At 60.2% G+C, this 21,313-nt stretch carries 19 protein-coding genes, 2 pseudogenes and 1 riboswitch; of the genes and pseudogenes, 14 read left to right on the top strand and 7 right to left on the bottom strand.

All coding sequences use genetic code 11. The features are described from left to right. Positions 1–261: 261 nt before the first annotated feature. The 9 genes and pseudogenes from BME24068_RS06265 to BME24068_RS06305 all read left to right on the top strand — a co-directional run bounded on the left by BME24068_RS06265 (position 262) and on the right by BME24068_RS06305 (position 8,259). Complete coding sequence (locus tag BME24068_RS06265) at positions 262–744, top strand: MSMEG_0572/Sll0783 family nitrogen starvation response protein (protein WP_006405208.1); 483 nt, start codon at positions 262–264, stop codon at positions 742–744. Positions 745–763: 19 nt separating this feature from the next. Then, a complete protein-coding gene (locus BME24068_RS06270; protein WP_096502656.1) occupies positions 764–1,786 on the top strand; it encodes a Nit6803 family nitrilase in 1,023 nt (340 codons plus the stop codon). Continuing rightward, positions 1,779–2,849, top strand: a complete 1,071-nt coding sequence (locus BME24068_RS06275; protein ID WP_174925587.1) for an MSMEG_0568 family radical SAM protein — start codon at positions 1,779–1,781, stop codon at positions 2,847–2,849. Before BME24068_RS06270 ends, BME24068_RS06275 begins: the two co-directional genes overlap by 8 nt. Positions 2,850–2,851: 2 nt before the next feature. Continuing rightward, entirely contained in the window at positions 2,852–3,412 is a 561-nt protein-coding gene (locus BME24068_RS06280) for an MSMEG_0567/Sll0786 family nitrogen starvation N-acetyltransferase (RefSeq protein WP_096502654.1), read from the top strand. Further along, a complete protein-coding gene (locus tag BME24068_RS06285; protein WP_174925488.1) occupies positions 3,409–4,395 on the top strand; it encodes a sll0787 family AIR synthase-like protein in 987 nt (328 codons plus the stop codon). Before BME24068_RS06280 ends, BME24068_RS06285 begins: the two co-directional genes overlap by 4 nt. Continuing rightward, positions 4,392–5,576, top strand: a complete 1,185-nt coding sequence (locus tag BME24068_RS06290) for an MSMEG_0565 family glycosyltransferase (RefSeq protein ID WP_096502650.1) — start codon at positions 4,392–4,394, stop codon at positions 5,574–5,576. Before BME24068_RS06285 ends, BME24068_RS06290 begins: the two co-directional genes overlap by 4 nt. Positions 5,577–5,585: 9 nt before the next feature. After that, positions 5,586–5,870, top strand: coding sequence for an MSMEG_0570 family nitrogen starvation response protein (locus BME24068_RS06295; protein WP_096502648.1), 285 nt, complete (start codon positions 5,586–5,588; stop codon positions 5,868–5,870). Between the two features lie 54 nt (positions 5,871–5,924). Continuing rightward, on the top strand, positions 5,925–7,226 hold the full coding sequence (locus BME24068_RS06300; RefSeq protein ID WP_239007723.1) for an MSMEG_0569 family flavin-dependent oxidoreductase: 1,302 nt from the start codon (positions 5,925–5,927) through the stop codon (positions 7,224–7,226). 202 nt (positions 7,227–7,428) lie between these two features. Continuing rightward, positions 7,429–8,259 (top strand): annotated as a pseudogene (locus tag BME24068_RS06305) (transposase). 96 nt (positions 8,260–8,355) lie between these two features. On the opposite strand, the gene BME24068_RS06310 reads toward BME24068_RS06305, so the two are convergent. Then, the gene (locus tag BME24068_RS06310; RefSeq protein WP_096502647.1) at positions 8,356–9,057 is read right to left on the bottom strand and encodes a TetR/AcrR family transcriptional regulator; all 702 of its coding nucleotides are present in this window, start codon (positions 9,055–9,057) and stop codon (positions 8,356–8,358) included. A gap of 64 nt (positions 9,058–9,121) precedes the next feature. Here BME24068_RS06310 and BME24068_RS06315 point away from each other — a divergent pair, with 64 nt between their 5' ends. From BME24068_RS06315 to BME24068_RS06325, 3 genes are all read left to right on the top strand, one after another. Beyond that, complete coding sequence (locus BME24068_RS06315) at positions 9,122–11,248, top strand: alpha/beta hydrolase fold domain-containing protein (RefSeq protein ID WP_174925489.1); 2,127 nt, start codon at positions 9,122–9,124, stop codon at positions 11,246–11,248. Between the two features lie 89 nt (positions 11,249–11,337). Next, positions 11,338–12,984, top strand: a complete 1,647-nt coding sequence (locus tag BME24068_RS06320; RefSeq protein WP_096502643.1) for a long-chain-fatty-acid--CoA ligase — start codon at positions 11,338–11,340, stop codon at positions 12,982–12,984. Between the two features lie 264 nt (positions 12,985–13,248). Continuing rightward, positions 13,249–14,433: a porin gene (locus tag BME24068_RS06325; RefSeq protein ID WP_174925490.1), complete on the top strand. Its 1,185-nt coding sequence runs from the start codon at positions 13,249–13,251 to the stop codon at positions 14,431–14,433. Between the two features lie 246 nt (positions 14,434–14,679). Here the strand turns inward: BME24068_RS06325 and BME24068_RS06330 are convergent, their stop codons facing one another. The 6 genes from BME24068_RS06330 to BME24068_RS06355 form a co-directional block, all read right to left on the bottom strand. Further along, positions 14,680–15,108, bottom strand: coding sequence for a VOC family protein (locus BME24068_RS06330; protein ID WP_096502639.1), 429 nt, complete (start codon positions 15,106–15,108; stop codon positions 14,680–14,682). A gap of 81 nt (positions 15,109–15,189) precedes the next feature. After that, positions 15,190–15,951, bottom strand: coding sequence for an SDR family NAD(P)-dependent oxidoreductase (locus BME24068_RS06335; protein WP_096502637.1), 762 nt, complete (start codon positions 15,949–15,951; stop codon positions 15,190–15,192). 219 nt (positions 15,952–16,170) lie between these two features. Further along, positions 16,171–17,175 carry an SDR family NAD(P)-dependent oxidoreductase gene (locus tag BME24068_RS06340; protein ID WP_096502635.1) on the bottom strand — a complete coding sequence of 335 codons (1,005 nt, stop codon included), beginning with the start codon at positions 17,173–17,175 and terminating at the stop codon, positions 16,171–16,173. A gap of 39 nt (positions 17,176–17,214) precedes the next feature. Further along, the gene (locus BME24068_RS06345) at positions 17,215–18,168 is read right to left on the bottom strand and encodes an alpha/beta fold hydrolase (protein WP_096502633.1); all 954 of its coding nucleotides are present in this window, start codon (positions 18,166–18,168) and stop codon (positions 17,215–17,217) included. An 11-nt stretch (positions 18,169–18,179) separates the two neighbouring features. After that, positions 18,180–19,247 (bottom strand): aldo/keto reductase, encoded by a 1,068-nt coding sequence (locus tag BME24068_RS06350; RefSeq protein WP_096502631.1) that lies wholly within the window; start codon positions 19,245–19,247, stop codon positions 18,180–18,182. 27 nt (positions 19,248–19,274) lie between these two features. Then, positions 19,275–19,484, bottom strand: a complete 210-nt coding sequence (locus BME24068_RS06355; protein ID WP_143331656.1) for a hypothetical protein — start codon at positions 19,482–19,484, stop codon at positions 19,275–19,277. A gap of 81 nt (positions 19,485–19,565) precedes the next feature. Here BME24068_RS06355 and BME24068_RS06360 point away from each other — a divergent pair, with 81 nt between their 5' ends. Together BME24068_RS06360 and BME24068_RS06365 are read left to right on the top strand one after the other, a co-directional pair. Next, positions 19,566–20,546 (top strand): AraC family transcriptional regulator, encoded by a 981-nt coding sequence (locus BME24068_RS06360; protein WP_203368143.1) that lies wholly within the window; start codon positions 19,566–19,568, stop codon positions 20,544–20,546. A gap of 252 nt (positions 20,547–20,798) precedes the next feature. Continuing rightward, a pseudogene (locus BME24068_RS06365) lies at positions 20,799–21,103 on the top strand (IS3 family transposase); the annotation flags it as partial. A 98-nt stretch (positions 21,104–21,201) separates the two neighbouring features. Further along, a riboswitch (Fluoride riboswitch) is annotated at positions 21,202–21,270 on the top strand. Positions 21,271–21,313: the final 43 nt, after the last annotated feature.

Consider the following 21,313-nt stretch of genomic DNA (forward strand, 5'->3'; position numbering starts at 1 on the left):
CGATGCACGCTCGACGGGCACGCATTCATGCCAGGTGCATCAGTCAGGTGCGCGCCATCGCCCGGACAGGCCGGTCCCTATCCGAACCGCATTCGGTCACGCAAGGATCGGACCGGCTGCAACGGCATTTATCGACTGAATGATTGGATAGTGATTGCATCAGGTCTGCGCCTGGTTGGCATATGCGTTGCGTTAATGAGATCGCCCGGACTCGAAAGCGTTCGGGACCATCACTCAACGTATTTTCAAACGGAGCGTGCCATGCCCGCAGTGAATCAGCCTCTGCACAAGAAGGGAGATTTCCTCGTCGACTACGAGGAGAAGGTGTTCGAAGACGTCAAGGCGGAACCGGGCGAGAAGGCGCTCGTGACGTTCCACACGGTCGCGTTCGAGGGATCGATCGGCTTCGTGAACCTCCTGCAGGCGACGCGCCTGCAACGCAAGGGGTTCGAGACGTCGGTGCTGCTCTACGGCCCCGGCGTGACGCTCGGTCTGCAGCGCGGGTTTCCGACGCTCGGCGACGAGGCGTTTCCCGGTCACCTGAACTTCAACAAGCAACTCGTCAAGTTCATGGAAGAGGGCGGGAAGGTCTACGCGTGCCGCTTTGCTCTGCAAGCACTTTACGGCCATGGCGAAGCGTCGCTGATCGAGGGTATTCGGCCGATCAATCCGCTCGACGTGCTGGATATCCAGTTGCTTCACCGCAAGGAGAACGCGCTGGTCATCCATACCTGGACCGTTTGATCGAATGACGGGTGCCATCATGTCCGACAAACGCATCGTCCGGGCGGCAGCCGTCCAGATCGCTCCCGATCTGGAACGGGCCGGCGGTACGCTCGACAAAGTCTGCGCGGCGATCGACGAGGCCGCCGGCAAGGGCGTCCAGCTGATCGTTTTCCCCGAAACATTCGTGCCGTACTACCCGTACTTCTCGTTTGTGCGGTCGCCGGTCGCATCCGGCGCCGATCACATGCGGCTCTACGAGCAGGCCGTGGTGGTGCCTGGTCCCGTGACGCATGCGGTCGCCGAGCGCGCGCGCCTGCACGGGATGGTCGTCGTGCTCGGCGTGAACGAGCGCGACCACGGCAGCCTGTACAACACGCAGTTGATCTTCGACGTCGACGGACGCCTCGTGGTGAAGCGCCGCAAGATTACGCCGACGTTTCACGAGCGGATGATCTGGGGGCAGGGCGACGCGGCCGGACTCAAGGTTGCGCAGACCGGTGTCGGACGGGTCGGTGCGCTCGCATGCTGGGAGCACTACAACCCGCTCGCCCGTTATGCGCTGATGACGCAGCACGAGGAAATTCATTGCAGTCAGTTCCCCGGTTCGCTGGTGGGCCCGATCTTCGCGGAACAAATCGAGGTCACGATCCGCCACCACGCGCTGGAGTCGGGCTGCTTTGTCGTCAATGCGACCGGCTGGCTGACGGACGCGCAGATCGCGTCGGTTACGAGCGATCCGACGCTGCAGAAGGCCCTGCGGGGCGGCTGCAATACTGCGATCGTGTCCCCGGAGGGCCAGCATCTGGCCGAGCCGTTGCGCTCGGGAGAAGGGATGGTGATCGCCGATCTGGACATGTCGCTGATCACCAAGCGCAAGCGAATGATGGATTCGGTCGGCCACTATGCGCGACCGGAACTGCTGAGCCTTGCCATCAACGATCGGCCGGCGACGACGGTGACCCCGATGGGGATCAGCGGGTCGGCCGCACGCGACTTCGAGGGAAACTGCCATGAGCGCGAACGCGAAACCGTCGGTGCAGAGCCGGCAATTGATGACTGAATTGCAATCGGTCGGACTGCGTCTCGCGGATCCGCGCGCCGGCGCCGCGAGCCGGCGCGGCGGCGCCGGGCCGTCCGATCACAAGGCCGTGACGGTCGACGGCGTGACCATCATGGTGCCCGTGCACACGAGCACCGCGTGGGAATCGCCGTTCGTCGCGGGGGAGCCCGATGCGGCCGGTGTCAGCCTGCTGTCGCGCGGCACGATCCCGATTGCGAGCATCAGTTTTCCGTCGAACCCGCGATTCTATGCGTTGCAGACCCTCGAGGGCGTGCCGTACTCGCACATCGCGACCCTGCACGGCGCCGATGTGCTTGCGACTACGGTGTTGCAGACTTGCATTCGCTACGAGAGCCGGCGCAAGACCTGCCAGTTCTGCTCGATCGGCCAGTCACTCGCGGCCGGCCGGACGATCGCGCGCAAGACGCCTGAGCAGCTCGCCGAGGTCGCGCGTGCGGCGGTCCTGCTCGACGGCGTCAAGCACATGGTGTTGACCACCGGTACGCCGCCGACGCCGGATCGCGGCGCCCGCGTGCTGTGCGAAAGCGCGTTCGCGATCAAGGCGGCCGTCGATCTGCCGATCCAGGCGCAATGCGAACCGCCCGACGACGACGGCTGGTTCGGCCGGATGAAGGCAAGCGGGATCGATACGCTGGGCATGCATCTGGAAGCCGTGACGCCGGCCGTGCGCGAACGGATCATGCCGGGTAAGGCGAGCGTGCCGTTATCCCGGTATATGGCGGCATTCCGTGCGGCCGTTGCCGTGTTCGGCCGCGGACAGGTCAGCACCTACATCCTCGCCGGGCTGGGGGACAGCGAGGATGCGATTCTGGACATGTCGAACGAACTGATCGACCTGGGCGTGTATCCGTTCGTCGTGCCGTTCGTTCCGATCAGCGGCACGCCGCTGGAGAGCCATCCCGCGCCGTCGCCGGACTTCATGCGGGCGGTGCTCGCACCGCTCGGCGCCATGTTGCGCGACGCCGGCATGCGTTCCGCCGACATCAAGGCCGGGTGCGGAAAGTGCGGCGCGTGCTCGTCGCTGTCGACCTACGAGGCGTGACCATGTACTGCGCAGAGATGGGACTGGCCGACAGCCGCGACACGTACCGGCCTTCCGAATACCGGATCAAATGGGCGGAGCTTCCCTGGGAAATCGACGAAGCGTACAAGCTGCGCCGGGCCGTATTCTGCATCGAGCAGGGGATCTTCGTCGGCGACGATCGCGACGATATCGATCGCCACGCACAATTGCTGGTCGCGGTGAGCTGCTGCGCGGGGTTGCCGGAGCAGGTGGTCGGCACGGTACGGATTCATGAAACCGTGCCCGGAACCTGGATGGGTTCGCGGCTCGCGGTGCATCCCGCGTTTCGCCGGCAGGGCAGGATCGGCTCGATGCTGATCGCGCTGGCCGTCAGCAGTGCGCATGCCAAAGGGTGCCGGACCTTCGTCGCACACGTGCAATCGCAGAACGTGCCGTTGTTTCGTCGGCTTCACTGGGATGCGCTCGGCGAGGAAACGTTGTTTGGCCGCTCCCATCAACTGATGCAGGCGCAACTGGCGCACTATCCGCCGTGCGGCACGCCGTTCGCCGGATTCGTCGTGCGCTCGGAGGTACAGCAATGAGCATCGAAAAGCGTGTCGCAATGCTTCGCGCGAGCCGCGGCTTCCAGCACAAGCACGATATCTCCGGCGTGGCCGCATCGCTGGCGGCGGCATCGCCGAACGGTGAACGGGATCTCGCGCAGGCAGTGGCACTCGGCGACGACTGCGCCGCGATCGTGGACGCGGACGGCTACCTGTTGTTCGCGATTGAAGGCATGGTCGGCGATTTCGTCGAGTCGATGCCGTGGTTTGCCGGGTACAGCGGGGTGATGGCGAATGTCAGCGACATCTATGCGATGGGCGGGCGACCGATCGCCGTTGTCGATGCGTTGTGGAGCGACGGGATCGACGCCGCGCAGCCGGTGCTCGCCGGGATGGCCGCGGCTGCGTCGGCATATGGCGTACCGATCGTCGGCGGCCACAGCAACATGCGCGGCGCACAGGGGCAACTGGCGGTATCGATCCTGGGCCGGGCCCGCGCGCTGCTGTCGAGCTTCAGCGCACGGCCGGGCGATCGCCTGATGATGGCGGTCGACCTGCGCGGCGCATTCGAGGAGCCGTATCCGTTCTGGAATGCGTCGGTCGGTGCGCCGCCGGCCCGGCTGCGCGCGGATCTCGAGATCCTGCCGGCGCTGGCCGAAACCGGGCTATGCGATGCCGCGAAGGATATCTCGATGGCGGGCGTGCTCGGCACGGCGCTGATGCTCGTCGAATGCTCGCGCGTCGGTGCGCGGATCGCGCTCGACGCGATCCCGCGTCCTCCAGGTGTCGACTTCGATCGCTGGCTGACAGCCTTTCCGAGCTACGGGTTCCTGATGGCGGTGCGGCCGGCGCATGCCGACACGGTCATGGAGCGCTTCGCCACGCGCGGGCTCGCGTGCGCGGTGATTGGCGATATCGATGCCACGCGCGAGGTCGTCGTCGAGGAGGCGCGTGAAACGGCGGTGCTGTGGGATTTCCGGATCGCCCCGTTCATTGCCGGTGCAATCGGAGGTGCCCGATGAGTCGCGATGCATTGCGCATAGCGCTGCTTACCCACTCGGTCAATCCACGCGGCGGTGTCGTGCATACACTCGAACTGGCCAGCGCGTTGCACGAAGCGGGAAGCGACGTCACCGTGTTTGCGCCGGCAGCGCCGGGGGAGGCGATGTTCCGCGATGTCCCGTGCCGCGTCGTTCTGGCCCGCGTCGATGTCCGTCCGCGCAGCATCGCCGAAATGGTGGCCGGCCGGATTGCCGCGGTCGGGAACACGTTGCTGCAGCACGACCTCGGCCGGTTCGACATCCTGCATGCGCAGGACAGCATTACGGGGAATGCGCTGGCCGAGCTGAAGCAGGCAGGGGCGATAGACGGATTCGTGCGGACCGTGCATCACCTCGATGTATTCGACGACCCGCAGCTCGAAAGCTGGCAGGAACGAGCGTGGCGAGCGGCGGACCAGGTGCTGTGCGTGAGCGCCGTCTGGGCGGCCACGATGCGCGAATCGTTCGGGATCCGGGCGAGCGTGGTGTCCAACGGCGTCGACGTCGCCCGGTTCGGTCATGTAGACCATGGCGGCATGCAGGCGGTGCGGAGCCGGTTCGGCTTGCACGACGGGCCCGTCGTCCTGGCGATCGGCGGGATCGAGGCGCGGAAAAACGCCATCGCGTTGCTCGACGCGTTCGCACGGCTGCGCAGCACGATGCCCGATGCACGGCTCGTGATCGGCGGCGGTGCCAGCCTGCTGGACCACGACGCGTACGCGCGCCGCTTCGTCGCGCGTGCCGCCGCGCTCAGACTCGGTATCGGCGTTGGCGAGCCTGTCGTGACCACGGGGCCGCTCGACGACACGACGCTGGTCGCGCTGATGCACTGCGCCGATGTGGTGTCGATGGTATCGACCCGTGAGGGATTTGGTCTGGTCGTGCTCGAGGGGCTCGCATGCGGAAAACCCGTCGTCGTATCTCGCATCGAGCCTTTTACCAAGTATCTGGACGAGCATACGTGCGTATGGGCCGATCCCGGCGACGTCGATTCGATCGCCGACGCGTTGCACGATGCGCTGTCGGGACGACGTTCTCCCGATTTCGCGCATGCGGTCCCCGCACTGCTGAACCGTTTCACATGGGAAGCGAGCGCGCGCAAGCATCTGGACATCTACCGGGACAGGCTGGCGCAGCGTGCGCAAGTCGTGTCCATCGAATGAGGAAGAATCATGCCGGTCATGCATTTTCGGGTCCGTTGGCCCGACCAGTCGGAATCCAACTGCTATTCGCCTTCGACCGTGGTGTCGGAATTCTTTACACCTGGCACGCAATACGCGCTCGACGATTTCGTCGAACGCGCACGCCGCGCACTGGGTATCGCGTCCGATCGCGTGCGCGAGAAATACGGGTTTGCGTGCTCGGCCGCCATGGACGAACTGGCACGGATCGAGGCGCGCGCGGAACGATTTTCGCTGCACGGTGATGCGACCGTGACCGTCATCGAACTCATCTGAGGCGCTCGGCGCACGATCTACTTGCTGTCATCACCACACATTCAGGACTGCATGATGTCAACCGAACCCATTGTTTCTTCGACCCTTCCGGACGTCGATTCCCATCTCGGCGTAGCCGTCATCGGTGGCGGCCAGGCGGGATTGTCGGTCAGCTACTACCTGAAGCAGGCCGGCATCGATCATCTCGTCTTCGAAAAGGAGACCGTGACACACACGTGGCGCAAGCAGCGTTGGGACGCGTTCTGTCTCGTGACGCCGAACTGGCAGTGTGCGCTGCCGGGCTACCCGTATCGTGGTGCCGATCCGCACGGCTTCATGACGAAGGACGAGATCGTCGACTATCTTGACGGATTCATCCGGAGCGTCGAAGCTCCGGTGCTCGAACATACCGGTGTCGAGCGTGTGACGCGCGACGCGGACGGACGCTATCGCATCGCGACGTCGCGTGGCGCATACACGGCGGACCAGGTCGTCGTGGCGTCGGGCGGCTACCATCGGCCGATCGTGCCGCGGATGGCCGAGCGGTTTCCGGCATCGATCGTGCAGATCCAGTCGTCGGCGTACCGGAATCCTGCCGCATTGCCGGACGGACCGGTGCTCGTGGTCGGATCGGGGCAGTCGGGTGCGCAGATCGCGGAAGATCTTCATCTCGCCGGGCGGAAGGTGTACCTCGCGGTGGGCGATGCGCCCCGCTGTGCCCGCTTTTACCGAGGCCGGGATGTCGTCGACTGGCTTGCCGACATGCAGTACTACGATATGCCGGTCGATGCGCATCCGCTGCGTGAAGGCGTCCGTGACAACACCAACCACTATGTGACCGGCCGCGACGGCGGTCGCGACATCGATCTGCGCCGCTTTGCCGCCGAAGGGATGGAACTGTATGGCAGGCTCGAGGACTTCGTCGACGGGCGATTGCAATTCTCCGCAGATCTAGCGGCTCAACTCGACAGCGCCGACGATACGTACAACCGGATCAATGCCGGCATCGATGCCTACATCGAGAAGAATGGGATAACGGCGCCACCTGCCACACGCTATGAACCCGTGTGGCGGCCGTCCGGCGATCGCACGGCGCTTAATCTGGCGGCTAGCGGCATCATGTCGGTCATCTGGTGCATTGGCTTCACCCCCGATTTCAGCTGGCTCGACGCGCCCGTATTCAACGGTCGCGGCTATCCCGCGCACCAGCGCGGCGTGACGCCGGTTCCGGGGCTGTACTTCGTCGGGTTGCCCTGGCTTCATACATGGGGTTCGGGACGGTTTTCCGGAATCGCGCGCGATGCCGCCCACATCGTCGAGCACGTCGAGGTTGCCCGGACGGCCGCACGACGCTCGGCAGAGAGCCTGCCCGCCTGACACGATGCAATCGGCCATCCATCGCTTTCGGACGGGCATGCAGCAACTCGTGCACACGGGGCTCGCGGAAAACCGGCTGCTCAAGGCGTGCGGGCAGCGTCACCGGGACGTGCTGGCTGCGCATGCCGATCGCGGCGCTCCCGAGTTTTTCAACGACGCGGGGAGGCGTGGCTATCCATCGTGCGTCGCGGTGCGGGGCGACATGGATTCGCGTCACGTGATTCGCGAGAACGAGATGTTTGAGCGCCATGTCGTGCTGCAACCAATCGAGCCGATTCGCCATTTCAGCGAACAGCGGATCCGGACGTGGCTGAACGAAGCACCGTCGAAGATAGGCGCGAAGTTCTTGGCGATGTACGAAGTCGACGTAAAGGGAGGGGGCGACCGAGCATCGCACCTGAGAAGCTGATGCGGGCGATGCTGTTGCAGGTTCTGTACAGCATCGGCTGCGATGCAGAAACTGGTCGAACATATATCGTATAACCTGCTGTTCCAGCGGTTCGTAATCCTGTCAATAGAGAATGCGTTGTGGAACCACTCGGTGTTCAGCAAGAACCGGGGCGGCTACTGGAGTTCGACACGGTGATGGATCTGTTCAACGCGACGTTGCCACCGAGATGTTGCGGGATGTCGCGCGACCAGATCGACGCATCACGATCGGGGCCGACAAGGGTTACGACACGCGCGGGCTCAGCAAGGCTTGACGGGACGCGAACGTAACGCTGCATGTGGCGCGGAATACAAATCGCAGCGGCGGCAGCGCGATCGACAAACGTACGACGCGGCATTTGGGTTACGCGCTGAGCCAGCACAAACGGAAATGTATCGAGCAGTGCTTCGGCTGGGGTAAGACGATAGCTCGCTACGACAGGTCATGGTTCGTGGTCTCGAGAACGTGGATCAACTGCTGCCCCTGACGATGGCAGCCTATAACTTGACGCGGTTGAGATCGTTGGCCGCGTTGCGCCCGCAGAGCGCTTTAGGTATCGGAGTGGGCGCCGGGAAGTCCACGACGTTGATCTATTCGTATTGAAATCGGGCGAATGAGTCGAAATCGAACGCTTCGCGGCGATCGCCGCGAACGGTGGAAGGGAAAATACGTCCGCCCGGACAGGAATTTAACGACCTGCTAGCGAGATGTCCCATGATGAATTTCGGGCCCGTTTAGTAACGACTGCGTCTCTTCCGACGGCGCCGCGACGAGCATACCTTCAAAGGTGTCCACCAAGTTCGATATGGCAAAATCGGGAGCCCAAAGCCGCCCGAGTTCACCGCTGTCCCGGCTTGCCTCCCACGCGGCCAGCGCGGCATTCCCGTAGATTCCGACGAGCGAAAGCCGATGATCGACGAGCGCGTGATCGATACCCAATAGCAGGTCTCGCAGCAGAGCGTTGCAGCGCTGATAGCCGACGTTCCATTTGTTCCCCAGCGCCTCGCGGAGGAACGCACGATTGTTCAACTGCAAGTTGGCGATCATGCGAATGTAGGTTGCCTGACCAGTTCGATTAGCGAGTTCGAGCATCGGAAAGAGCAGCGCCCCCAATACCGCGCGCACACTCAGCGCGCCTTCCGCCTCCAGCCTATCTACCCGCGCCTGACGGTCCTCGTCGATAAGGCGCGCGCCGTCCACGATCAGTTCGCGCGCGAGCTCGAGTTTGTTCCCGAAGTAGTAGCGCAGCGAGGCGCTGTTGCGCTGACCTGCTGCGGAAATGATGTCCTGCACGGACACCCCATCCAGCCCGCGTAGCGCGAACAACCGCTGCGCTTCCTCTTTCAGGCGTGTACGGGTCTCGGCGCCGTCTGATCTAAGGGGTTTTCCTGATGTCATCATTACTTTACCGTGTCGAGTTAATTAACTAAACTGTATTAACTAACCTGGATGGAGAAAATTTACCATGAAAGTCGTAGTTGTTGGAGGCGGCATCGGGGGCCTCACCACGGCGCTGGCCTTGCTGCATCATGGGATCGAGCCAATTGTACTGGAGCGTGCTCCGCAGTTGACCGAGGTCGGAGCAGGCGTGCAGATTGCCGCCAATGGCACGATCGTGCTGCGGGAACTGGGGCTCGAACCGGCTGTAGCGAGCGTCGCAACGGTGCCGGCCGGCTTTGACTATCTTGAGTTGTCGACGGGGCGGCGTCTTTACTATGCCCCGCTCGGCAAGGAGGCCGAGGCGCGCTACGGGGCTCTGCTCTACAACATTCATCGAGCCGATCTGATCGATCTGCTGGCGAAGGCGTTGCCGCCCGGCGTGGTGCGGCTTGGCGCGGAGTGTGAATCGGTCTCGCAGGACGAGAAGAGTGCCTGGGTCACGCTGAAGAACGGCGAGGTGATTCGCGGTGACGTTGTGATCGGAGCGGATGGTATTCATTCGGCCGTGCGTACGGCGCTGCGTGGGCCGGAGGAGAAGCAGTTCGCCAATATCCTCATGTGGCGGTCGCTGATTCCGGCCGACCGGCTCGAAGGGCTGAACCTCCCGGTGGCGGGTAACAACTGGTTTGGCATTGGCCGTAATATCGTTTCCTACTGGGTTCGCAAGGATCTCTACAGCATTCTCGCGTCGGTACCGGCAACTGAGGTGAGCCGTGAGTCGTGGACGCAGTCGGGCGATGTCGAGCAGCTGCGGCGCTCGTTCGAGGACTGCGAGCCGACGGTGCAGAAGATGCTGGCGCAGGTGGACGATGCATTCATCACGGGCATGTACCATCGCGATCCGATCGAAAGCTGGACTGCGGGCCGCATCGCGCTGCTCGGCGACGCTGCGCATGCGATGGTGCCGTATCTTGCGCAAGGTGCTTGCCAGTCGATCGAAGACGCGTGGGTGCTCGCGACCTGTCTCAAGGGCCACGGCCCGGATGGCGTGCAGGAGGGGCTTCTCGAATACGAACAGCGCCGCCAGCCGCGCACGAAGCGCATCCAGGCTGGAGCGCGCTACGTGGTCGATTGGGCGCACGAGCCCGACGCGGCACGCGTGCGTCAGCGCAACGGCCGGCTGAAGGGGCTGTCGCGCATCGATCCGCTGGGCGAGATTTCGTGGTCATTCGCCTGGGGGCATGACATCATCGCGGCGGCCAAGTTGCCGCAGGGCGAGGTGGTGGGCCTGAGCGCGGCGCGCGAAGGCAAGCGCATGAAGCGCACCGAAAGTCAGCGCGCGTTCGATCTCTGGAAAGGCGTGTTCACACCCGACGATGTGGCGCGCGGCGATCGCGGCCAGCATGCCGCTTACGAGCGGTTCCTGCTGGGGCAATTCCCCGCACCGGAAAGCACACAGGTAAAGGAAGTCGATCTCGATGGTGTGCGCTCGCTTCGCGTGGCAGCCGAAGGCGCGGGGCATAAAGTTACGGTACTGCACTTTCACGGCGGTGGCTATGTGCTTGGTTCTGCTAAGAGTTCAGTGGAATACGCAAGCCGCCTTTCGCATGCGCTGAACGGCCCGTGCTACACGGTGGACTATCGTCTCGCACCCGAGCATCCGTACCCGGCGGCCATCGACGATGCATTCAGTGCCTACCGTGCCTTGCTCGCCACGGGCGTTGATCCCGCTACGCTCTTCCTGAGCGGCGAGTCTTCCGGCGGCGGACTCGCGCTGGCGCTGGCGGCCGCGTTGCGCCGCGCTGGACTGCCGTTACCGGCCGGCGTGGTCGCCATTTGCCCGATGACGGATCTCACGCTGAGCGGTCCCTCCGTGCAGGCGAATTCGGGCGATGATCCTGCCGCGAATCGCGAGACGCTGACCAATCTCGTCGCAGGCTACTTCCAGGGCCACGAGCCGACCGATCCGATGGTGTCTCCGCTATTCGCCGATCTTGCAGACCTTCCGCCTGTCTATCTTGCAGCCGTACATGGCGAAGTGCTTGAAAGCGATACGACGCGCTTTGCAGAGCGTGCGAAAGCCGCTGGTGCAGATGTGACGCTGAAGATGGTGGACGACTCCGTTCACGTATTCACACTGTTTCCATTCCTGCCGGAGACGGCCGAGACGCTCCGCGCGATCGGCCAGTGGAGCCGCAATCTGAAGCAGTAAAGAAAGACCTCCGCGCACGGCGCGGAGGTCTCCCGTTTCAAAGTGCAACGCTTAAAGTATGAGCGTCGCGTTTCGTGTCTGGAGTTTTCATGACGGCAACATCATTGCGTCAACTCACTGTGCCACAGACTTCGCTATATACGAATCTCGAAGTTTGCGCGAATCGTCATCCTGGGAAAGTCGCCATCAATTATTACGGTTCTCTTCTGAGCTATGCGCGCTTGCGCGACGAAGTGGATGCGATGGCGGGATTTCTGCAACAGCATTGCGGAATCGGTCGGGGCGCGCGCGTCGTACTCTTTATGCAGAACAGTCCACAGTTCGTCATTGCGTTCTATGCGGTTCTACGTGCGGATGCGGTCGTCGTACCCGTCAATCCAATGAACAGGACTACAGAGTTACAACACATCTTTGAGGACAGTGGTGCGCGTGCGGCGCTTGTTGGCGAAGAACTCATACAGTACGTGCAACCGCTTATGGAGCGTCATGTCGATCATGTCGTTACGGCGCGCTATGCGGATTATTTGGATACCCAGTCGGATCTGCCTTTACCCGATATCCTCACGGCTTCCCAGCAACAGCAAGATGTGCAGTTCTGCGAAAGCGATGAAAGGATCACGCGCTGGTCCGATGCGCTATCACATGCGTACGTTGCGCGGCAGCTCGAAGCGGGGCCCGCGGACCTTGCGGTGATTCCGTACACATCTGGCACGACGGGGCTTCCGAAGGGATGCATTCATACACACCGTAGCGTGATGCATTCGACAGTCTCTTGTGGCGCCTGGCCGGATCTGCATGGCGAGAGTGTGATGCTGTGCTCCGTGCCGTTTTTCCATGTGACCGGGATGCAGAACTGCATGAACATGCCGATCTTTATCGGCGCGACGATGGTTGTCATGACCCGCTGGGACGCAAGATGCGCAGCTTCCCTGATCGAACGCTATCGCGTGAACACATGGGTCACGGTGCCGACTATGGTGCTCGATCTGCTGAGTCTTGCGAACATTGAGAGCTTCGACCTCAGCGCGATCACGTACCTGAGCGGAGGTGGTGCGGCCATGCCGCAGGCCGTTGCGCGGGAGATCGAGAAGCGCTGGGGCATCGCCTACGTGGAAGGCTACGGACTCACCGAGACGATGGCGGCAACGCACATCAATCCGCGTATGCGGAGCAAACCCCAATGCATGGGCGTTCCCATTTTCAACACGTCCGCCCTTGTCGTCGATCCGGACTCGCTTCGGCCTCTTGGTCAAGGCGAGGTCGGAGAGATCCTCGTAAGCGGGCCACAGATGTTCGACGGGTACTGGAACGCGGCCCACGCGTCAATCGACGCGTTCGCCTCGATCGACGGACGACGCTATCTGCGCACGGGGGATCTCGGATACGTTGATAGCGAGGGCTACTTCTTCCTCGTTGACCGGCTCAAGCGCATGATCAATGCGTCTGGATACAAAGTGTGGCCAGCTGAGGTCGAGGCAACGCTGTTCGAACATCCTGCAGTACAGGAAGCGTGCGTAATCGCGGCTCACGATGCGCGCCGAGGGGAAACCGTAAAGGCGGTGATTGTTTTGCGCAGCGGCGCATTTGCGACTCAAGACGAAATTGTCGCTTGGGCGAAAGAGCACATGGCGACGTACAAAGTTCCGCGCGTAATTGAGTTTGCAGACAGTTTGCCTCGCACGGCTAGTGGAAAGGTTCAGTGGCGCGTGTTGCAGGATGCAGAAAATCGGCGATAAAAATTACCGGCCATATCAAGATTAAATCAGAAAGATTTATGGCAATTGAGGTGCGCCGGAAAATATAACGTATCCGATGATTTGGTGATTCCATCTTGGACTGCACATCGGAAGTTGGCGAGCAGCTAGGCAGAGTGATCGAGAGCACTCCAGGATATATCTGCATTCGTGCGTCGCGAAACAAAATGCTGTCTCGAAAATTGGTGCTATCGGGCCGTCGAATTAATTCGTGGTGAAACATAAACACAAGATTGGAGACTTGAAATGAGAAAGGTAAGGAGACTGTTCGACAAGGCTGTTCGGGTGGGGGGCAGCCGGACGGGACGGAAAGCGAGCTTGCGAACGGCGGGATTGCTGGGAGGTATCATTCCCGCTGCGATGTTGTGTTCCATTCCCGCGGCTGCGCAATCGTCCGTGACCCTCTACGGCCTGGTAGATGCCGGCGTTCGCTATACGACAAAAGCCAACCCGGCAGGAGACTCTCAGTTCCAGATGCTGAGCGGCGCGAGCGAGAGCCACTTCGGCATTAAGGGCACGGAAGACATCGGTGGTGGGACGAGGATCATCTTCAACTTGGAGAATCGCTTCTTTCCGAATTCCGGGAAAATGGATCCGGCCTATCCGCTCTTCAATACGGCATTTGTCGGCCTGCAGTCGACCACCTTCGGCAAGCTGACGATGGGGCGCCAGTTAAATCCGTTGGCGGACGCTGCGATGAGTTCATTCATATCGAACCGCTGGCTGCCAACGTTCTACCAATTCCGGCCCGAAGTCCTGATGGCTCAGGGCGTATGGACGAGCAACATGATCAAGTACGCGGCGCGATATCGGGACCTGAGTACCGAGGTTTCGTACTCGTTCGGCGGCCAGGCAGGCCAGTTCGGTGCTGGTAGCCAGATCGGTGCGTCCATTCTATATCTGCCTTCTGCTCCGATAACCCTTTCCGCCGCGTACCTCGACTCCCGCGATGCAGCGAATACTTCCGCGCACCTGAAGACGTGGGCGGCAGGTGGCTCATACACTTTCGCCTCGACGACTGTAAATGCGGGCTGGATGGTCAACCGGCAGGACTCCGGCTTTGTCGGTAACTTTCCTAATGGCCCGTTTTCAGAATCCGAATTGACCGCGCTGAAATTCAATACGTTCAGTGTGCGAAAGATGTTCTTTGGCGGCGTGACGCAGCAGATTGGCGCCGCAATGCATTTGTCTGCCAACGTATGGCGCACGATCCAGACCGGGAAGTCACAGTCCGGGAACGGCAACGCAACGCAATTCCAACTGTTTGCGGACTATAACTGGTCCAAGCGCACGGATACTTACGTCGAGGTGGATTATTCGCTATACCGAGGTGGCATGATCGGGGCGCAGTTCCAAGGAGTCAACGCACTGAGTGCGGCTTACGGTAGCACGCAACTTGGCGTGACAGCAGGCTTGCGACATCTGTTCTAGCTTGACCTGCCCCGGGAATCTTCGGGCCAGTGACAACTTGGGAGAATGGCCTCCTGGCCGCTCAAGAATTCCTGGGCGCAAGCGAGTCTTGGTGTTTCGGAGGCAATTCCCCAGCAGCAGTGATCCGTTGGCGATGAAGCGCAAGCAATACTCGCTGGAGCAAGGCGTCACAGCGCTGAAACAGGTCGAACAGGATCCGCCACTGGTAGATCCTGTTCGACGATTCCTGAGTTGGATCTACGATTTTCAGTTTCCAGACTCGGCGCCGCAAAACTGAAGAAGTTCAATGAAATTCCCCTCGGGGTCTTGCACATAGGCGAAACGAACACCGGGTCGACCGGCATCTCTTGGCGTAGATACCGCAATAGCCCCAGCTGCGACCACCATCTCGAACGCTCGCTCAAGATCGCTCACCGTTAGTGCCCAGGAAAAGTACCCCTGACGACGAGCAACCTCACTCAATCCAACACGCGGTGATGCGATTGACTCTGCGTATTCGACGAGTTCGATTTCCACGCCAGCGGGGTTGCGGAGGATGAGCAAGCGAGTCTGCATCTCGGGAATTTCGATGCGAGCGAGTTCCTCGGCAAAGCCCAGTGCCGATGCATAAAAGTCTCGCTGCCGGTCAAGATCGCCGACGGATAGCGCAATATGTTTGAATTGAAAATCCGTCATTTCTCTATGGCCTGACTCGCTGATCGATGCCAGCCATCATGACCAGCGGGAATGATTAGTTCGGCTCCGCGCGAGGTCTGCTCAACGTGCGGTATAGCCCCCGTCCACAGGAAGCGCCGTTCCTGTGACGAAGCTTGACTTGTCGGAGCAAAGCCAAACGACTGCTTCAGCCATTTCGTCTGGTTGAGCAATACGGCCAAGCGGGTGTGCGGCAATGCGCGCTGCCATCACTTCGGGCGATCGACCGGTCGCAACAAGCGGCGTTGCCACCAGTCCAGCAGCGATTGCGTTGACCCGGATGCCAACCGATCCGTAATCAAGCGCAGCCGTCTTGGTCAGTCCAATGACGCCATGCTTGGCTGCGGTATAGCCCGAGAAGCCCGGCACGCCAACCAAACCCGCACCGGATGCCAGATTGACGATAGAGCCAAAGCCCTGACGTGCCATCTGTTCGAGTTCATATTTCATGGACAAGAATGTGCCGCGCAAATCGATGGCAACGATCCGGTCGAACGTCTCGGTTGCATAGTTCGCTGTGGAACGAAGATCCTCTCCGCCACTCACGCCAGCACTGTTTACTCCAAAATCAAGACGTCCGGCATCGCCGATCGCAACGGCCACCGCATTGCGGACTGAATCTTCGTCGGAAACGTCGCAGACAACTGCCCGTGCATTACCGCCTGACGCTTCAATCATCGCAACAACTTCATTGAGCGTTTCCACGGTTCGACCTGCAACCGTAACCGTGCATCCTCGTTCGGCCAACATGATCGCCGAAGCACGCCCAATTCCGGTGCCGCCGCCTGTTACGAGCGCTGTTTTACCAGTAAATTCTTTCGTCATAACCTGCTCATCAAAATTCTAGCTGAATCATTTTTTTGACCGAAATTTGCCGCGATTAGATTGATTTTCGGAATAAACAGCATAGGCCGCCACGATTCGTCCTCCTGGCGGCTACGGGTTCTCTTCGCTGTAGTCGAATAGGCGTCGCGCTTTCATCTCTATTTCTCCGTGAATAGCGAGGTAGAGAGGTAGCACGACGCCATCACATCGCGCCTGGCTTTAGAGGGAGATATTTGCGATTTCTTCGCTTCTGCGCCAAAGCTCCTCGGCCGCGTCCGGGTCAACCGCATAGGCTTCGACGCCGGTGCCGCGATTGGCACGATCTTCAGTCAGATCGCGGGAACCGCCCGCCGGCAGTACGGGAGTGATATCGGAATCGGCGCAGAATACGCCGCCTTTGCCGTCGAGTTGCGGACTGACCGCGCACCAGACGTGGGTAGCCGCCCCTTGGGGCACCGATTTCAGGTCACGGGCAAGATCAATGATCGGCCTGCCGTTCTCATCGACGAACCCGGTCTTTTTCAGCATTTCCACCCCGACATGCGTGCCGAGATTCGTTCCCGCGATCCCGCCTGGATGGAGTGCGAACGCACGAATACCATCCTCCTTGCCTCGCCGGTCGAGGCCAACCGCGAAGAGAATGTTGGCCGTCTTTGACTGACCATAGGCCTTGAAAGCATCATAGTCACGACGCTCGAAATTGATGTCGTCAAAAACGACTGGCGAGAAGCGGTGTCCGGCGGACGAGACCGATACAACGCGCGCGCCGCCGGCCCGCTTGAGCGCGGGCCAGAGTCGCAAAGCCAGCCTAAAATGGCCGAGATGGTTGGTGGAAAACTGTAGCTCGTTGCCTTGCGCATCGCGTTTCAGCTCGGGCAGCGCCATGATGCCGGCGTTATTGATGAGCATATGAAGCGGCAGGCCTGTTTCGACGAAGTCGCGTGAGAAGTCGTCGATCGAGCGGGGATCGGTGAGATCCATCGACTGAACCTCTATGCCGCCGCCTACTTCGGCGATGGCTTTGCGTGCCCGCTCGATATCGCGTGCCGGAACGATGACTCGCGCGCCCGCCGAGGCGAGCGTGCGCGCAGCTTCAAGTCCGAGGCCCGAGTAGCCCCCCGTGACGATTGCCACCTTGCCGACAAGATTGATACCCCTAATGATGTCGGTGGTCGTGGACGCGCGGCTAAAACCTGAACCGATTGGTGCTTGGACTGTGCTCATTTCTATATCTCCTTTTCCTAAATCAGAGTGAGTTCGTGGTCATTTGATATTCAACTGTCTGTTGTTTTCATCTAAAAAGCCAAGTAGTGCGGCATTCGTTTGCTCCGCGGCCTCAAGTTGAGGCCAGTGACCAACGTTCGGCAGCTCGATAAATCCTCGTAGATCTGTAAGGACATGCCGCAGAACTTCTGGCGTAACGGGGTGTAGCTCGTTCAGGCCGTCCGCGTCGCCAACCAGAAAGAAAGATGGAATCTGAATCCTGCAGCCGGCGAAAGCCGGCGTCATACTGAGATAGGACTCAAGCGCACGGTAGTAGTTGAGTGGGCGGTGAAAGCCGTTACGCTCAAATTGACCGACCATGACGGTGAAATCGGCAGAATCAACGAAGCTCGGCAATCTGGATGGTGCTGGCCGAAGCAAGCCGCGGTTGATATCCATCGGATGCCAACGTCCTTCTTTCGGAGCCTCCGCAGACGTCCAGTAGAAGGCTGCTGGAAGCGTTTTTTTTGCATTAGTCCACTCGTTGTCGGCTTCCGGACGCATCTGCTGAAACATGTAGAAATCGCGCTGTCCATTTTTCCGCAAGTCGGCCAGAAAGTTTTCACCTCCAAATTCAAACGGCGGCACACTCATACCAAAGACAGCGCTGAATCGGTCGGGTCTTATCAGGGCTGCGGTCCACGCCGCGACTGCACCGAAATCATGGCCAACGAGTGTCGCCGTTTCGCAATTCAACGCGTCCAGAACGGCGACAAGGTCGCCTACGATATGAAACGCCGTATATTCGGATGCATCGTCTGGCCCAGAGCTTTCACCATACCCCCGGGTATCCAATGCGATCGCGCGATAGCCGGCATTAGAGACGGCATCCATTTGGCGACGCCAGCTACGCCATGTGTCAGGAAACCCGTGACAGAACAGCACTGCGGGACCCTCACCACACTCGACAACATGCAGCGATACGCCATGTGTGACGATATGGTGGTGCTTCATGTTTCCTCCTGTCAGTCACAGAGCCGAGGAAATAATGGCACGGTTCGGCCATCAACCGTCATGCCGGGGAAGGCCAGCATCGGCGCCAAGGTTTCGTTGTTCTCGGCCGGAAAATTTAGCTTCGGTTTAGAAACGGCACTGAGCTTGCCAAGCTGCTCGGCAGACAGGGTTACTTCGAGGGAATCGAGATTGGCTTTGAGCTGATCGAGTCGCCTGGCGCCAATCAGCGTGGACGTAACGCCGGCCTGAGCACGAACCCAGGCCAGCGCCACGGATGCGGGGCTGATGCCGAGTTCCGACGCAACTTCCACGACTGCTTCGATTACGTCGTAGTCTGTCTCGCTCGGAACACCGACCATGCTGGTGCGCGTGGTATCGACTTTGCCTTTGCCACCGCGTCGGAATTTCCCGCTGAGGAAGCCGCTCTTGAGCGGCGACCAAGGCATAACGCCCATCCCCATCGCCTGTGCCAGCGGAAATAATTCGCCCTCGCTCGTCCGCTCCAGCAGCGAATATTCGAGTTGGAGCGCGATGATCGGCGCCCATCCTCGGAACAGGGCAATCGTCTGCGCCTCGGCCGTTTTCCAGGCAGGGATGTCGGAAAAACCGACATAGCGAATCTTGCCGGCGGTGACGAGATCATCGAGGCCGCGCAGCGTTTCCTCGATCGGTGCCGTCCGATCCCAGTTGTGCAGCCAATAGATGTCGATGTAGTCGGTCTGGAGTCGGCTCAACGAGGCTTCGCATTGCTGGATGAGCGCCTTGCGGCCGGCTCCGCCGCCGTTCGGATCGCCGGGAAACAGATTGCAGTAGAACTTCGTGCTGAGCACGAGTTCGTCTCGTCGGACCTGTTTCTGTTTGAGATAGTCGCCGACAATCCGTTCCGAATGGCCGAAGGTGTAGACGTTGGCCGTGTCCACGAAGTTTCCACCGCGGCTTCGATACTCATCGAACATGGCGAACGATTCTTCGGGACTTGCCCCCCAGCCGAAATCTTCACCAAACGTCATGGTGCCTAGGCAATAAGGGCTAACGCGCAACCCGGAACGCCCGAGCGTGACATAGTGATTGAGAGGCATGGATTTTTCCTTTCCGGGTTGGAAAATTCAGTGGATGCGAGTGCTAGTGAGCTGTTCGCTTAGTTGTCTTACCTTGGCGCCGACCGATCGAAATTCCTTGGCGGTTTCAAGGCTTCCCCTCGAATAGCTTCCGGTCACGATGGCGCATGTGCCAGTAATGTCGATACCGCGAATGGCCTCCGCGGCGGTGGAAGTGACGCCGATGCCTGCGCTGACGGAGGATTGGAGGGGAGGCATGCAGGATCTCCAAAGACGAATTGCTTCTACGCATGGTAGGCTGTCAGCAATGTACGAAGAAGACGCGTCCGTTCAATTTTTATGCGCGAGAGTTCAATTTTGTTAGCTGACCCTCTATCAGATCTGCTGGATTTCCTTCAAGTACGGTGCGACTTGTCTGGGCGGGTTGTCGCTGGCGGCACTTGGGCACGCCGCTTCGCCAATCTGGACGCGATCAAATTCTGTGCAGTCACAGAGGGGAGTTGCTGGTATTCGATTGATGGCATGTCCGAACCGGCCGAAGTGGACACGGGCGATGTCTTGATTACCAACGGCACGCGTACTCTGACGCTGGCTAGCGCCGCTCCCCTGATTCATGGAGCGACGACCACGCCCATCGTTCGAGATAGCGACGATCAGTTTCAGCTTGGGCAAGGCTGCGATTTCTCCATGCTGGGCGGCACGGTACAAATCGATGCTGATCGTCAACCGTTACTCTTGAATGGCTTGCCGCCACTCATTCATGTGCGCGGAACCACGGACGAAGCCGAGCCGCTTTCTTGGTTGCTTAAACAACTGGTGATGGAAATGAAAGGCGGCCACCCCGGCAGAGCAATCGTAATAGCAGGGCTAACGCAACTATTATTCATTCAGACATTGCGAGTCTATTTGGCTCATGCGTCGATCGGTGATGGTGGCTGGCTGAAAGGCTTTGGCGACCAACGGTTAGCCATTGTTCTTAGCAGCATTCATAGCGAACCGTCCCGTAACTGGGGCCTAGAGGAACTTGCAAAAAAGGCCGGGATGTCGAGAACATCACTTGCAGTTCGATTCCGCGAAATAATGGGGGTTCCGCCTCTCGCTTATTTGACCCAATGGCGAATGTATCTGGCGAGGCGCGAACTTCGAGCGGGCGCTTCGATTTCCGAGGCTGCGGCGACAGTCGGGTATTCTTCCGAAAGTGCCTTCAGCAGCGCGTTCAAGCGCGTGATGGCTGTTGCGCCGGGCCGGTACAGGCGAGCCACGCAAGGAGAAGACGAGGTGCCGCAAGCTAATAGCAAGGCAGACACGCTTAAATTTTAAAAGATTCGGCGATCATTGACAAAGAGGGGGCGGAGCCGAACATCTAACCAAACCATCCGTTATTCATTACATTAACTAGGTAGGCTTACGCTGGCAGTTTGAAATAATCATGCTATCCATCGCGGTCGATGTCGATAGGATCACTTGGACCTTCAGGCCGGTATTCTCTATTAAACGGAAAACGGATTGATTTCATGGGACAACTTACGACACAGGTATCACCAGGGCTTCACGAATGGGAGTCAGTCGTGCGTTATGGTGCATTCGGATCAGGGCAGTCAGTCCACCAGCGATGACTGGCAGTCATTCCTGAGGGCTCACCATATGGTGCCGAGCATGGGTCGTCGCGGCCATTGCCACGATAACACCGTTGCCGAAAGCTTCTTCAGCGCGTTGAAGAAGGAGCGAATCAAGCGGCGTATCTACCCGAACAGGGCTACTGCCGCCCGGGACGTATCGATTACATCGAGATGTTCTACAACTCGATTCGCCGGCATGGTTCCGCCGGTGACCTGTCACCTGTGGAGTTGCGGCGCTACGCGCTAAACGGCTCGTGAGTGTCTATGTAATTCTGGCCGGTCCAGTTAGCCGCCGAGGCAGGATGTTAATAGGGTGTCGGGTAGCGGCTCTTCGACGACTGGATTCCATGCTAGACTTCCCGGACGGAGATGGCATTCCTCCCACCCAACCGCCGCGCAAGCCGGCTAATGATGCCTACGTGATCCTGGGTTCAGGGCGTCGTGGGCTCCTTCGAGCGTTCTGCTCCC

It is taken from the genome of Burkholderia anthina, assembly GCF_902498995.1.
GTDB classification, from domain to species: Bacteria; Pseudomonadota; Gammaproteobacteria; order Burkholderiales; family Burkholderiaceae; genus Burkholderia; species Burkholderia anthina.